15 protein-coding genes and 1 pseudogene are annotated in these 13,700 nt (G+C 41.5%); 7 read left to right on the top strand and 9 right to left on the bottom strand.

Features of this window, described 5'->3' with window-relative positions:
• The first annotated feature begins 58 nt into the window (after positions 1-58).
• From WA1_RS07345 to WA1_RS07320, 5 genes are all read left to right on the top strand, one after another.
• Positions 59-3,325 carry an efflux RND transporter permease subunit gene (locus WA1_RS07345; protein ID WP_033336513.1) on the top strand — a complete coding sequence of 1,089 codons (3,267 nt, stop codon included), beginning with the start codon at positions 59-61 and terminating at the stop codon, positions 3,323-3,325.
• 710 nt (positions 3,326-4,035) lie between these two features.
• Complete coding sequence (locus WA1_RS07335; RefSeq protein ID WP_017747918.1) at positions 4,036-4,269, top strand: hypothetical protein; 234 nt, start codon at positions 4,036-4,038, stop codon at positions 4,267-4,269.
• A gap of 352 nt (positions 4,270-4,621) precedes the next feature.
• Positions 4,622-5,245 carry a hypothetical protein gene (locus WA1_RS07330; protein ID WP_017747916.1) on the top strand — a complete coding sequence of 208 codons (624 nt, stop codon included), beginning with the start codon at positions 4,622-4,624 and terminating at the stop codon, positions 5,243-5,245.
• 233 nt (positions 5,246-5,478) lie between these two features.
• Positions 5,479-6,096 (top strand): hypothetical protein, encoded by a 618-nt coding sequence (locus WA1_RS07325; RefSeq protein WP_017747915.1) that lies wholly within the window; start codon positions 5,479-5,481, stop codon positions 6,094-6,096.
• The gene (locus WA1_RS07320) at positions 6,065-6,331 is read left to right on the top strand and encodes a hypothetical protein (protein ID WP_017747914.1); all 267 of its coding nucleotides are present in this window, start codon (positions 6,065-6,067) and stop codon (positions 6,329-6,331) included. Before WA1_RS07325 ends, WA1_RS07320 begins: the two co-directional genes overlap by 32 nt.
• 263 nt (positions 6,332-6,594) lie before the next feature.
• On the opposite strand, the gene WA1_RS07315 is transcribed toward WA1_RS07320, so the two are convergent.
• The 3 genes and pseudogenes from WA1_RS07315 to WA1_RS07305 form a co-directional block, all read right to left on the bottom strand.
• Positions 6,595-6,819 carry a hypothetical protein gene (locus WA1_RS07315; RefSeq protein ID WP_017747912.1) on the bottom strand — a complete coding sequence of 75 codons (225 nt, stop codon included), beginning with the start codon at positions 6,817-6,819 and terminating at the stop codon, positions 6,595-6,597.
• Positions 6,820-7,575: 756 nt separating this feature from the next.
• Positions 7,576-7,876 (bottom strand): annotated as a pseudogene (locus WA1_RS54755) (transposase); the annotation flags it as partial.
• Positions 7,877-8,171: 295 nt separating this feature from the next.
• A complete protein-coding gene (locus WA1_RS07305) occupies positions 8,172-8,624 on the bottom strand; it encodes an FMN-dependent NADH-azoreductase (protein WP_017747909.1) in 453 nt (150 codons plus the stop codon).
• Positions 8,625-8,797: 173 nt separating this feature from the next.
• Between WA1_RS07305 and WA1_RS07300 the strand changes: the two genes are divergently transcribed.
• On the top strand, positions 8,798-9,268 hold the full coding sequence (locus tag WA1_RS07300; RefSeq protein WP_017747908.1) for a helix-turn-helix domain-containing protein: 471 nt from the start codon (positions 8,798-8,800) through the stop codon (positions 9,266-9,268).
• The gene (locus WA1_RS58555) at positions 9,265-9,462 is read left to right on the top strand and encodes a hypothetical protein (RefSeq protein WP_201789074.1); all 198 of its coding nucleotides are present in this window, start codon (positions 9,265-9,267) and stop codon (positions 9,460-9,462) included. Before WA1_RS07300 ends, WA1_RS58555 begins: the two co-directional genes overlap by 4 nt.
• A 144-nt stretch (positions 9,463-9,606) precedes the next feature.
• Here the strand turns inward: WA1_RS58555 and WA1_RS56720 are convergent, their stop codons facing one another.
• The 6 genes from WA1_RS56720 to WA1_RS07275 all read right to left on the bottom strand — a co-directional run bounded on the left by WA1_RS56720 (position 9,607) and on the right by WA1_RS07275 (position 13,647).
• Positions 9,607-9,783, bottom strand: a complete 177-nt coding sequence (locus tag WA1_RS56720) for a hypothetical protein (RefSeq protein ID WP_158516606.1) — start codon at positions 9,781-9,783, stop codon at positions 9,607-9,609.
• Between the two features lie 157 nt (positions 9,784-9,940).
• Positions 9,941-10,387 (bottom strand): CRISPR-associated endonuclease Cas1, encoded by a 447-nt coding sequence (gene cas1, locus WA1_RS07295; protein ID WP_272819415.1) that lies wholly within the window; start codon positions 10,385-10,387, stop codon positions 9,941-9,943.
• Positions 10,388-10,580: 193 nt separating this feature from the next.
• A complete protein-coding gene (locus tag WA1_RS07290) occupies positions 10,581-10,868 on the bottom strand; it encodes a CRISPR-associated protein Cas4 (RefSeq protein ID WP_017747906.1) in 288 nt (95 codons plus the stop codon).
• Positions 10,865-11,932 carry a CRISPR system precrRNA processing endoribonuclease RAMP protein Cas6 gene (gene cas6, locus WA1_RS07285; RefSeq protein WP_017747905.1) on the bottom strand — a complete coding sequence of 356 codons (1,068 nt, stop codon included), beginning with the start codon at positions 11,930-11,932 and terminating at the stop codon, positions 10,865-10,867. Before cas6 ends, WA1_RS07290 begins: the two co-directional genes overlap by 4 nt.
• Complete coding sequence (locus WA1_RS07280) at positions 11,910-12,704, bottom strand: hypothetical protein (protein ID WP_026135159.1); 795 nt, start codon at positions 12,702-12,704, stop codon at positions 11,910-11,912. Before WA1_RS07280 ends, cas6 begins: the two co-directional genes overlap by 23 nt.
• A complete protein-coding gene (locus WA1_RS07275; protein WP_017747903.1) occupies positions 12,685-13,647 on the bottom strand; it encodes a DevR family CRISPR-associated autoregulator in 963 nt (320 codons plus the stop codon). The genes WA1_RS07280 and WA1_RS07275 overlap by 20 nt, the downstream gene beginning before the upstream one ends.
• Positions 13,648-13,700: the final 53 nt, after the last annotated feature.

The raw sequence follows: 13,700 nt of genomic DNA, 5'->3' as shown, positions 1-13,700 counted from the left end.
CAGGTTAAGTGTCATTAAACCCCCAATCCAAAATCCAAAATCTAAAATCCAAAATCCTATGAGTATTGCGGATATTTTCATCAGGCGGCCTGTTTTTACTACAGTTTGTACTGTACTTATTCTCATAGTTGGAGGAATCTGCATTCCCCTCCTCCCGTTGGATAAGCTACCAGAAATGGCTCTCAAGCAAGTGACTGTGACTGCTAACTATCTGGGGACTGATGCCAAAACAGCAGAAGAAAACGTTACCACCGTGCTAGAACGGGAAATCAACGGTACGGAGCGGGTCGTGTATATGTCCTCGCAGACGACGAATGATGGTAATGCTACTGTTAACGTCTCCTTTCCTACGGAGATGGATAGAAACACTGCCCAAGTCCTCGTCCAAAATAACGTAGCGATCGCAGAACCAAATTTACCAGAGGAAGTCAACCGCATTGGTGTGACTACGCAGAAGCAGTCCCCAACTATTACGCTCGCTTATGCTTTCTATTCGGAAAAAGACGAGAACGGGAAATACATTTACGATAATATCTTTTTAAGTAACTATGTTGACCGACAAATCTTTGATGAAATCAAACGGATTGAGGGTGTAGGTTCAGTCAGAATTGTGGGGGAACGTAAATATGCCATGCGTATCTGGCTCGATCCCGATGCCCTTGCTGCTAGAAATTTAACATCACAAGATGTCATAAGCGCTATTGCCGAACAAAATATCCAGGTGGGGGCGGGGAGAATTGGTCAACAGCCAACCCCAACGGAGCAACAATATGAAATTGCATTGCGAGCCAACGGTCGATTTACCACTCCCGCAGAAGCCGAAGACATTGTGGTCAAAGTCGGTCAGGATGGTACGCTCATTCGGTTAAAAGATGTAGGTCGAGCCGAAGTAGGAGCGGAAAATTACAGTGCGACAACTCTGTTTGACGGTTCACCAGCTGTTATTTTGTTAGCTTACCAATTACCCGGCACGAATTCTTGGAATACAGCTAACGCTATTAAAGCAAAAATAGCAGAGCTACAAACTGATTTTCCACCAGGAATCAAAGCGACAATTGGCTTAGATAATACTTTGTTTGTGGCAGCTTCTCTAGATGAAGCCTTTAAAACTCTGATGGAAGCGATCGCTCTGGTGTTCCTTGTCATCTTCATTTTTCTACAGGATTGGCGCACCACTATTATTCCCGCCCTTGCCATTCCCGTATCGCTGATTGGAGCCATGGCAATTGCCTATGTGCTTGGGTTTACCTTAAATCAGTTAACGATATTTGGTATCATCTTGGCAACAGGTTTGGTGGTGGATGATGGGATCGTTGTAGTGGAGGCGATCGCAGCTAAACTCGAACAGGGGATGAAACCCCTACAAGCAGCCTTAGATGCAATGGAAGAACTTACAGGGGCAATTATCGCAACATCAGTGGTACTGATGGCAGTCTTTATCCCCGTAACTTTCTTTCCAGGTACAACAGGCATCGTTTACAGGCAATTTGCGCTAGTTATAGCTTTCTCCATTGCTATTTCTACCTTTAATGCCCTGAGCTTCTCTCCCAGTATGTCTGCCATCATCATGCGGCGACAGCAGGAAGTTCACGGTCCTTTAAGTGTGTTTTTCCGGTGGTTTAACCGAGTGTTTGACTGGTTTAAAGGGGGATACGTCAAAATCATCGAATTCCTGATCCGGATTTGGTGGCTCGTGATTCCAATATTTGTTGCGTGTTTAGTAGCAACAGGTTGGATTTACCAAACGACTCCCCAAGGATTTATTCCTGAAGAAGATCAGGGCTATTTCTTCACCATTGTTGAAGCTCCACCTGGTGTATCTCTCAACTACAGCGTCGATCTAGTGAAGAAGATTACTCAGGAAGTCGTGCTACCACTCCCTGAAGTTGAGCACGTTGTTGGTAACGCTGGCTTTGGTTTTGAGGGGAACGCCAGTAACAAGACGCTGTTTTTCGTCAAGCTGAAAGATTGGAAGGAACGTCATGGTTCCGAACATTCCATTTTTGGCATTTTGGGAAAAATCAATAAAGGGTTGAGAGAAAAAATCCCTGGAGCGGTTGCGATCGCTGTCAATGCTCCACCAGTGGATGGTTTGGGGAGTACAGGTGGTTTAGAGATGTACATCCAAAACAAACAAGCCCTTCCCATGGAGGCGCTAATCGATAACACCCAAAAGATGATAGCCGCAGCCCAAAAGCGACCGGAACTAGGAGGTGTCTTTACCCAATTCACCTTCAATACCCCAATGATGCAACTCTCCATCGATCGCAACCAAGCTAAGGCGCAGAATGTCCGAGTGAGTGATATTTTCAGCACCATGCAAACCTACCTGGGTGCAAGCTACGTTAACCAATATGTACTTGGTGGGCGACTGTATCGAGTTTATGCTCAGGCGGAGGGAGCAGTTCGGTCTAATCCTGATGATATCAGTCGCTTATACGTGCGCTCTCAGGATGGTAATCTCATCCAATTGAGCACTTTGGTGCAAATGGAAAGATTAACCTATCCGCCTGTTGTCACTCACTTTAACGTTTACCCGTCAATTAAAATTCAAGGTTCTCCAGCACCGGGATACAGTACTGGACAAGCAATCCAAGCAATGGAAGAAGTTGCTAACCAAGTTTTGCAACCAGGATTTGGTTTTGCTTGGACTGGAACCGCCTTTCAGGAGAGATCTTCTAGTGGAGCAGCGCCAATTATTTTTGGCTTAGCTTTTGTCATGGTTTTCTTGGTGTTAGCGGCGCAGTACGAAAGCTACGTCGATCCAACTATCATCATGATTACCGTACCTTTGGCAATCTTGGGCGCACTAGGTGCGATCGTGTTCCGGGCAAATATTTTCCAGCAAGGCGGTGTTTGGCCTACGCTGAATAATAATATTTATGCTCAGGTAGCACTGGTCATGCTGATTGGTTTGGCAAGTAAAAACGCAATTCTGATTGTGGAATTTGCCAACCAGTCAGCAGCTTTAGGAATGAACTATACCAGAGCTGCAATCCGCGCTTGTGAAGAACGCTTGCGACCAATTTTGATGACTGCTTTTGCTGGTTTGGTTGGGTTTTGGCCATTAGTCATAGCTTCTGGTGCTGGAGCAATGAGTCGATGGGCTTTAGGAACAGCACTGTTTGGTGGTTATTTGATTTCAACAGTCTTAAGTTTGTTTTTAGTTCCAGTACTATATGTTGTTATCAAAAACCTAGAAGATCGCTTCTTGAAATCAGGTAAGCCCCCAAGATCGGGACGGTCTTCAGATGCACCTCAGCAACCAAAAGAACAAGCACTCCCAGCATTTCGTGGAGCAACAGCTGAAGTCAGTGATCAGTGACCAGTGACCAGTAAATCCCCTACTTTCAAGTATGGGGTGAATAATCATAAGACTTACGCAAAGCCCCCCTTTTTACAGCCATTTTCAGGTAAACAGACCACAGATGTAGGGGCGCAAGGCCTTGCGCCCCTACATGTTTATTTTGGATTTGGGATAATTTATTTTTTGGTATTCTCTAAACAGACCATAGATGTAGGGTGTGCAAGGCATTGCACCACTACCAACGATGTGGTTCATTTAGGTGAAAACTGCTATAAGGGGGGTTGGGGGGATCGACAACGTGTAACACTCCCAAAAAGCCTTGAGATCGCGTAAGTCCTAAATCAATCAATTTCTTTTTTTCTATATATAAATTTCAAGATTTGTACCACTTTACATTTGGTCAATATTATCAATCGTAAAGTTGATCGTTCTAAAGAAAAAAAATCATGTACAATACTGTCAGTAAAAACCTTTATAAATAAAGGTAACAAAAATGTTTAAGAAATGGAATGCAGATGATTGGATCAATCACATTTTATTTACAATCACCGTTGTATATCTGTTCTACAATTTCTTTTTGCACCACTAGTGCTTTTTTATTTCTCGTTCCCAGACGGAGCCTAGGAATGCCTTCTTGAGAGACTTCGCCTCTGTGCATTTCCAACCAGAAACAGCGAATTGAGAGAAGTGGTGAATGGAAAGTGTAATCATCACAATAGGAGGAAATTATGAATATTAGACTGGTCATTTTCTCAGGTGTTATAACTGCTTGTGTGGGATCGGTAATTGGTTTGGCTGCTGCTCAAATTGGTCAGCGTAATTTTAACGAATTGAAATTTGAAGGTCAGTACTACCAAGACTTACACAACAGATACGCCTTAATTGGTGCTAGCGTAGGACTAGTTATAGGTGTTGCACAAGAGTGCGTGAGGGAGCTTAAATCGCAAAGAGAAGATGAGTGAATATACACATGAAGGTTAAATATATTTTAATTTTATTGTTAGTCATTGTTACAACAGTTCTAACTACAGCAAACTGGAATTTAGGAATGATGGGGATGACAGCATTTTTACTAGCTTACTTCTCTAAGGGTCTGAGACGCCGATCTAAAGTTTGAAGGATAATATTTTGTCTCTTATTCTAGGGCAAACGCATTAAAATTTGTCAATAATGAACTTGACAAAAATACGTGGATATGTATTTTTTGTTGGTCAGAGATTTAACAGGATGGTTACATACTTATAATTAAGCTAACTGGGCTTCACAACGTAGAACAGTTAGGAAGCTTTCTTATAGCTGTATGTTGGATTTATTATGTCTAAACCAAAAATTTTACAAGAAGGAACTAGTTACACTTTTCGTTCTTACTTCGAGTTACCTTATGAAACAGAAGATATTTTAGCGGAATTAGGTTATAGCTTTTCACGTGCGCGTATGACCTTACCCTCTTCTCAACGCATACCACAACGTTTACCTGAATTACGTCAGCAAATTGAGGAGTTGTTACCACTGGTAACTTTATCAAGCGAAACTGCACGTCGAGAAATTATGGTGGCACCAGTACTTTCGGAACTAGCGCGTTTTTGTAAGTGTCAAATGCGTTTAGAATATCCTCTCCAGGTAAGTGCTTGGCTCAAAGGTAATCTAGATTACTTACTGCGAAATATCAATGCAGATGAAAGAGGTAAAAATTTTCTGGTAGTTGAGGCTAAAAACGACGATTTGTCAAGAGGTTTTACTCAATTATCAGCAGAGTTAATCGCTTTGGCAATAGCAGAAGAACAAGATACTCTTTACGGTGCAGTTACACTAGGTGATACTTGGCGTTTTGGTTTATTAGAACAACAACCACTTCATATTACTCAAGACATTACTTTGTATCGTGTGCCTGATGATTTAGATGTTTTAATGCAAATATTGATTGGAATTATTGAGTAATAGTACATATCCGCAAGGTTCTGGTGCTTTACGCAATAATCCAGGTGATGTATTAATTTCCGCCTATACAACTTGTGATGTACGTTATGTTGAACTAACATCGCGGACTTGGAAAAAAGCGACCCAATCATGGAGCCACAAGGATTATATAGACTACCGGATGAACAATTGCTGTTAAGTGGGGATTGTTAAATATAGTAAAATCTATATTGATATTCTCCGAATCTATTGAAATGACAAGAAACCAATTTTCTTACGTAAACTATGCTGATAGAAGGGTAATTAGCAATCTATTATATTGGCAAGATAAAATACAAAATTATTTGATGGAATTTTACAGTAGAGATAGACGCAATCCTTTAGGAACTACATTTGGAGATTGTATATCTAAGTCGTTTGAGTTGTTAGACTATGCTCGTGATAATCCAACCATGTTTAGAGGAGTAGTAAGTGATAATATGCTCCAAGCTGGTGCAATTATTGAATATAGAATTGGAGAAATTTATTTATATGACGAACGGCAACAATATGTACTGATAGATATACTTTGCTCGGCACCTTGGAATTGTTTACCTCAACCCATAGCAGAAACGAGGAAAGGAGCAGCACCTTGGTTAATTGCAGATATTATTGAAGAAATAACCTCTGGGTCTTCAAACATAAGTGGAATATTCAAAGTAGCTGCGATACCTAGAGCCATTGAATCCTATGAAAGTATTGGATTTGAAGAAAATCCAGATGGATCGAGAGAGATGATATTAACAGAAGAAAAAGCGCTACAATTTTTAGAAGAGTATAAGCTGCGTTGGAGACAAGGCGATGACCCCAGAAGAAGCAAATGCTTGGATTGATAAAGTAGAAGACCTTGGAAGTAATCTATTTGCAGGGAGAGAGCTTACAGATGAAGAATCATTGCGATTGTTCGACTATTATTTAAGTGGCGAGTATCTCATTAAGAATTTAGAAATAGTGCGAGAGGAAAAACAAAAATCCTTAGAAGGACTTGACCACTTAGAAGTAGCAGAAAAACGGATTCTAGATAGGATACGAAAGCAACAAATTCACTTAAAATCAAACCAAAGTTAATGATTAAGCTAGCATAATAAATACCGACACTCTGTTGCTATTTGTGTAGCACTTTCTGGAATGCATTCTATATCCCGACTGACTAGATTTTTCGACTTATCTACCAGTTGACCACACAACACGCGATTGCTTTACGAGGTTGTCCCAAATTGCTGTAAACTTGAGCTAGTAGATCTTAATCGTCGATATTTTGTACTTGTTGCACTAACTTGCTGTTACCTTGTAATAGTGCAATTATGGCATTGGTATCCAGTAAATAATGTTTACCACTCATCACGCAAGCTTCTTTGGTTAGTAACGGCATTACCTTGCCAGGTTAATTTTCCGGCTAAGTCAGAGAAGTCATATTTTTTGGGTTCTGATTTTCGCTGAATATTTGGGTTAATTACCAAGGCAATTTCAACATTTCCCTCTGGAAATTCAGTTGGGACATCTAAGCGCAAATGCCCATCAGAGTCAATTTTGTCAGTAAGTGTTAACACTTGCATTTTATTTTTCTAGTTAAATTAACTTCATGTATTTAATTGTAGCTCTTAATTCATGTTTATGAACAAAAATCGTTTATCTGCTTCGTCTTGGCTGTTAATATCATGTATCTCACGCCAAGGCACAAAGACGCTGAGAACAGGACACAAAGAAGGGCTTTTACAAAAAGGTAAGGATTCAGATCTAATATCATCTGAATTACTTAAAAAGCGTACCTAGAGCGCCGGTCGAGTAGAAGGTGTTGACAAACTACGCATAGTATGGGTAAGCGGTGATGTAGATTCCTCAAAGCTTTATACAATCTTGTCGATTTGATAGCTGAAAAAAAGCGAGCATCTCACAAAGGTGCCTGAAGGGTTTTCACAAAAGCGCTCTGCGAAAACCAACAAGGACAACTGATTCACCGCGATTAATATCAATACATCTTACATTTACTATTTCCCTAAAATTGCTCGATTCTCGTAAATTGTCAACTCAATACTTTATCTAAAAGTTAAAAAATGACTTCGATAAATACTAGAAAAAATCCCCGATGAAAGCGCCGAACGCGTTATTAAGTTGGCACCGACAAAAAAAGGCACCCGTAGAAAAGAATACTGATTTTTTTTAAGAAGTGCTTTGAAGTATTAAGACAAAATTTTCACAGGGAATATTTGGTGACATATCGACAACAAAGAGCGCAGTCAACCCAGAGATTTACCGAAAGTTTTTCAGCGTTTTCTTTTAGTGCTGCTTTGGCATAGTTTATGTTAATAAAATTAGAGATTTTGAACAGTATTAGTTTCAGACATACGAGCAAGAACGTGGAGATTGTGGACAACAGCCATACGTCGAAGATCAAAAAGGTTTTTGCGTAAACCAATGTAGCGAGCCCGATCTCCTTGCCATTGACTGATATGAGCTAGAGTATGTTCGACACTAACACGTTCGCGAAGTTTCGCACGTCCGCTCTCAGTAGTTTGACGTTCACGCAGTTCTACAAGTAAAGACTCGCGACTCATGGATAGAAATACTGCGACCTTGCTTACTTTCTGTGCATTGAGAGCGTAGAGGGCACAAGGTCAGTTCAGGCTCTGGGGCTAGACGATCTTTTGGGATATCCAAGCCTGCTTCGGTTAAGCGCGTTGCTGCGATCGCAACTAACAAAGATGCAACTGTATTCGTCTCGCCATTATGAAGATCGTCTATTCCTGATATGATTAACTCTGCTCCTGGCAACTCCTCTAGATTCATGATTGACCTTCCTCTGGTTTACCTTCATTTCGCTCGATAAAGTTCTCGACCCTGCTTCTAAGCATATCAGGATCGATAGCAGGCGCTTTTACAGGACACAATTATCGCACGGAAAAGAACTTTACCAGAAAGGTGCCAAATCTTGAATTGCAGTTCTGGCTTCTGCTAAAGATTGCTCTCGCAGATCGGAGTTGAGTGCATTGGCATGGATGAACTGAATATCCGTAATGCCAATGAAGTTAAATACAGTTCTCAAAAAAGGTTCTTGGAAATCCTGGGAAGCAAACGCAGAACCGGGGCGAAAATCGCTACCGCGAGCCGTAATTACCAGCATCTTTTTGTGAGTGACTAACCCCTTGAACCCGTTATCATCGATTGCAAAAGTGCGTCTGGGACGGACGATGTAATCAATGTAAGATTTGAGGACAGCCGGAATGCTGAAGTTATACATGGGGGTAGACAGAATGTAGCGATCGGCAGCTGCCCCATAGTCATAAATTGCTGCCGACAGTGATGAGATCGCCGCTTTATTTTCTCCTATTTGTTGGTAAGCACGCGCCAAATTTTCATTCACAACCGCCGTAGCTGACGGATTATTTTTATACTGATTGAGTGCCTCTTGCCAATTTGCGATCGCCTTGAAAAAATTGTGTAATTTTTCGACTATTTTTACTGTTGCGAGTGTTTCGAGAATATCGATAGACTTATAGAGTATGACGATCGCGCACTGTGCGAAGGAAAATGTGTATGGCTACCCATCGCCCCATCGAACCCTATACCCCTACCTCTGAGGCAATTACCCTTGCAAGCCAAGCCTTAGAAGCTATCTCGGCGTTTATCGCCAATCCTCCCGATCCCATCACCCTTGCAATCCTTGATTCTGATATGCAAGATACCCGCATCACCATCCCAAGCGGCATGTTTCAATTGATGATCGATGTACTACAATCGGTAAGCCGTGGTGAGCCTGTAACTATCTTGCCTCACAGTGCCGAACTCACCACCCAAGAAGCGGCGGATATTTTAAGAGTCTCACGTCCCTATCTGGTAAAACTATTGGATGAAGGCACGATTCCTTCACGAAAAGTAGGGATTTATCGCCGCGTACTGCTCCAAGATCTGCTTCATTATCAAAAAACTGAAAAACAACGACAATCTGCCATCATGTCCGAGTTGACCAAAGAAGCACAAGATATGGGACTCTACGATCTACCATGACCTATCCTATGGCACTTTTGGATGCGTGTGTCCTCTATTCTGCACCGTTGCGAGATTTACTGATGTGGCTAGCCATAGAAGGTGTGTACGCACCAAAATGGTCAGAGATGATTACTGTGGGTACGGTGGCACGAATGACTCTACCATCTTCATCTCGCCTCTGTCTGAGCTACAAAAACAAATTCTTTCCTTAATGAAGATGCCTGAGTCTCTTTATCAGGTAAATTCGGTGTTACACAAGACCTAATTACGTCTTCCCCCGATAAATCAGCGCTTTTTGACAAGAATCATCTCCTTTTATCTAAAGTCCAATGATATTGAATGTCCCGTTTCAACAGTCAGTAGAGCGCAAAGTTTTCCAGAACTCTTACTAGACCTTTATTTAAGCGGTTGTACACCATTGGCTGAAATCCCCTCAAAATTCGCTTTTTGAGCAATAGGGTTGTATGTGGCATATTTTGCGATCGCTTGCAATCGCTCTCACCCGATCTAGAAACATCGGCTGAAACCCTCATTCTTGCGTTCCCTGACAAAAGTTTTCGATAAAGCTGACATTAGCCTCCTCCGTGTATTACATTGTTTAGTTTAACCCTAAATCGCTGTCTTCCCTTCTGTATAAAAACAATAAAGTTCAACTCTTGGCAATAAACCCTTACCCCAGACAATAAAGTCCTACACACAGAACCTACCTGAGTCTAAAAAAGTCTTTCTTCCAGCATCGGAAAGACGGTATGCACTTAAACTTTCAGTAAAATCCTGGGGTTGAATTTCCCGTTTGCTCAATACTCCCAACACGATATTATCGGAAATAAGAGCGCGAAATTCTTCCATCAAATCCAATACCATTGCTGGTTGTCCGTGGTGGACTTCGTGTAAATAACCAATATATGGGTCAAGTCCAGCCAGATGAACGGCAGCAGTGACTTGGGTTTTCAGCAAAGCATAGGAAAAGCTCAATAGAGCATTGACTGGATCGGTGGGTGGATTGCGATTGCGTCCATTGAATGTCCATTGTTTACCTACCATTTTTTGCCAACAGGCAAAATATTCCCTTGCTGCTAAACCTTCGATTCCCCTCACTTGGTCAATGGTTTGTTGACTTTTAACTAGATTTTTCAGAGTGAAAAACCTTTATGAATCCATCAATAAATTGAGGGGCTTTTGACCCATTTGTCAGAAGAAAGAGAGTTAGACTTTGAGATATAAACGAAAATCCCAACCTTCTTCCCTCTTTCCTCTTCCTTCTTCCTTATTTTGGTAAAGTAGATTGGCAATTTACAACCGTTGATGCCCGTATTAAATTAAAGCGCCTCTATCCGTCAATTAATTCTTGACAGACCACTAGTTGCCCTTCTGACTCTTCCACCGCATCGATAATTCCGACAATTTTCAGGCGATCGCTCCATACCCATTGTTGTTGGCGAATTATGGTATTTCCTTCGGTAATCACTAATTCTTCGTTAATATTACGGTGTAAATGGCGACCTAAAATAATATGCTCGTTATCTTCCATTTCCCCCAGCACATATTCCAGGTAAAATCGGCGCGGGCAATATTCCCAAGCGTTAAGATAAGCCAGAGGTAAATAATTTTCAGTCATGCGATTTCAACCTGTCCCATACCCATCGCAGTTTTTCTGCCAATTCCAGCAAATATGGCAAAGTGAGCTAAAATAGTGGCAATTCTAGCTTGTTCGCTGTCTGTAAATTTATATCGAACGAATCCCTCTGCACCGATTTCCGCTCCACCTTCCATTTTCATGGCGTAGGTTTTCAGCTCGTAGCCGGAAATAATCACATTCCATTCGATTTTAGGGAATTTTAAGGCTTCTGGTGCAAATACATTCCAACGTCGTAATAATCCGTTGAAAACCAAGTCGGGTAGGGGAAAAGGTTGGACGTTTTTAATTTGTTTGAAGCTGGTGGGGGAGAGAAATCGCAAATCGATAGTATTTTGGGTTGGTAATTGAGCAATTTTCTCGAAGCTAGTTGTTTGGGTAATGTCAATCCAACCTTCCATTCGACAGGGAATTCCTGCTATGGTAATTTCCTGCCCTAAGTCTGCATTCATTCCCCACAATAAAGGAGCGAGTAATTCTTTTTGCAACAAGCTTATTTTGAGGAGGATTTTTTTAGGAGAACAGTATTCCCATCCTGTTGTCAGAGGTAGGGTTTCTTGTTGGTGTATGATTTGGGCTAATTCTGGGCTGGTGTTGGCAAACCAGCGAAAACACAACGCATGGATAGCACGTGCTAGGGTGGGAGGAAGGGGTTGAACTGAATTAACAGCGATTTGAATTCTGTGAAGGGAATCGGAATTAACTTCCACACCACTGATTTCATAAAGTCTTTGTCGCCATTCAACCAGATTATTACCCGCAATTTGCCTCCATAGCATCCCCATAAAATTGTCGTATAAATTTGCGTCTGGCAGTACGGGCATAATTTTTGTCACGCCATCGGTTTTGCGTAGGGGTATCCAGATGGGGTTAATATCATCCTGAATATCTTCCTGTTGTAGCCATTTGCTTAAGTTAACTGGGGTGGTATTTATTTGAGTGGGGCGTAAAATTACACTTAGTCCGGCGAAAGTTGGTTCGGTTTTTGGTTGATTGACCCAGAGATTCGTAGTTTTTGGAGTATCAGTCTCTTTGGTAGAAGTCATAACGAGCACTTGTAGAGCGAAGTTTTAAGGGTAAAAATCCTGGTTTGATGATTCTATCTTTGTCGAGTTGGGCTTTGTCCTTAGAAAAGGGATTTATCCGGTTGAAGGTGGTTTTTGAACCAAAATCATCCATTGGTTGGATGGTAAAACTGTCATTAGGGTTGGGGATAAAGGTAGGTTGGTTTGTTGTTTGGGTACGGTCGGGCAAGTATTGAAAGAAGCAACCTTTTTTACCAAAGTAGTTGATTTGGGCAAAAAGTTTGGTTAATTCTTGTAACTTATTTTGTTGATTATCTTGTAATTTATTTGACTCATCTTCATGAATTCCTACACAAATTTGCAATTCTCCCTGTAAATGTATCCATTCCCGAAATACAAACCCGTCTTGCATGGGACGAGTTGTTCTACTTTTGTCCGCTTTATCTACGATTTGGTCGAAGTATCTGAGTTTATAACCATTGCGATTGACTACTAGTTGTTCTGGTGGAAGGATGTATATTTGCAAATCCCGAATCCAAGTAAATTCCCTTTCGATCCAGGTATCAAAATTGTCTTGGTGTTGTTTTCCCTGGCTTTCAAGTAAGGCTTTGAGTAGTGCCATTTTGATTGCATAGGGTGTGGGAACTAGGTTAGAACGAGCTGCCATACTGGTTGCATCGAAACGTTTGAGGGTGAATAGGCTCACGGGTTGGTATGAGACTGTCAACCATACTCTCTCTAACCTCTCTCCTCGTAAGAGAGGGGAGTTTGGATTATTCGACTGCTTCGGCATTTTCGCTCTCCCAGGGTTGTCCTTGTTCTATGATGGTTTGGATTTGTTCGGCAAATTGTGCCATTGAATCGAACTCAAAGCAGCGAATTGTCCCTTCACCATTGAGGTTATTTAAGGTATTTGCCAAGCTGAGAATTTGACGGTTGTAACTTTCTTCCAATGGGCTTAACATGGGTGCGGGACAGCGACGGGTACTAACGGTAATGACTCCTTCAAAATAGTCGGGGTGAGGTAGATGGGTGTTGCGTTTGGCTCCGTTGGGTTGCATATAGGTGTAAAGAATACTTTTGAGGAGTGCGTCTAAACGTTGTTTGCGTTGGGTTGCGTCGATGCTGTAGCTAAAATTGTGGGGATTGTAACCGATACGGAATGCTTCTACATTGAGGACGGTTGCATACAACCCGGAACTCACTTGGACGTTGTAAGGAGTAGGATTGTCGATACCGTATTTAGCATGGAAATAGCTTTGGGTTTTGACGTAGGTGGGTAAACCAACAACTGCACCAAATTCAATGACTGATTCTCGTTTGAGGGTTTGTCCTTTCTTTTCTGTCACCATAAACCCTTCTAAATCGCTGATGGTGCAAAGTTGTAGAATTTTGGCGGTTTTGGTGGCTAAATCCGTATCTTTGTTGGTAAATATAGGTAGGTTTTTCTCGATATCGTACCCAATGCGATCGGGATTAAATTGTTTTCCTCCTGCGGATAAACTTAAACCAGATTCTAAAGCAAGGCGGTGTAAATGTTCGGATTGAATATGTTTGAGCATATCGCCAGAAACACCGTTAACATATTCAGGTTCATTTCCACCTTTTTGGATGATATAAAAACGGCGGGTTAATGATTGATTACCTTCGTTCCCTTCGTTATTGAGGGCATGAATTTGCCAGGAAAGTAAACCGCTGATGGAGAGTGAATAAACTGGGAAGTTTTGGTTAGACATTTTGGTTGGGTTTGTGAATTATGGATTGTAAGTTGTAGATTGGATAGTTCTGT

The sequence above is a fragment of the Scytonema hofmannii PCC 7110 genome (genome assembly GCF_000346485.2).
Taxonomy (GTDB): Bacteria; Cyanobacteriota; Cyanobacteriia; order Cyanobacteriales; family Nostocaceae; genus Scytonema; species Scytonema hofmannii.
The sequence above is the reverse complement of the archived record's forward strand: the minus strand, read 5'-3'. Positions and strand labels throughout refer to the sequence as shown.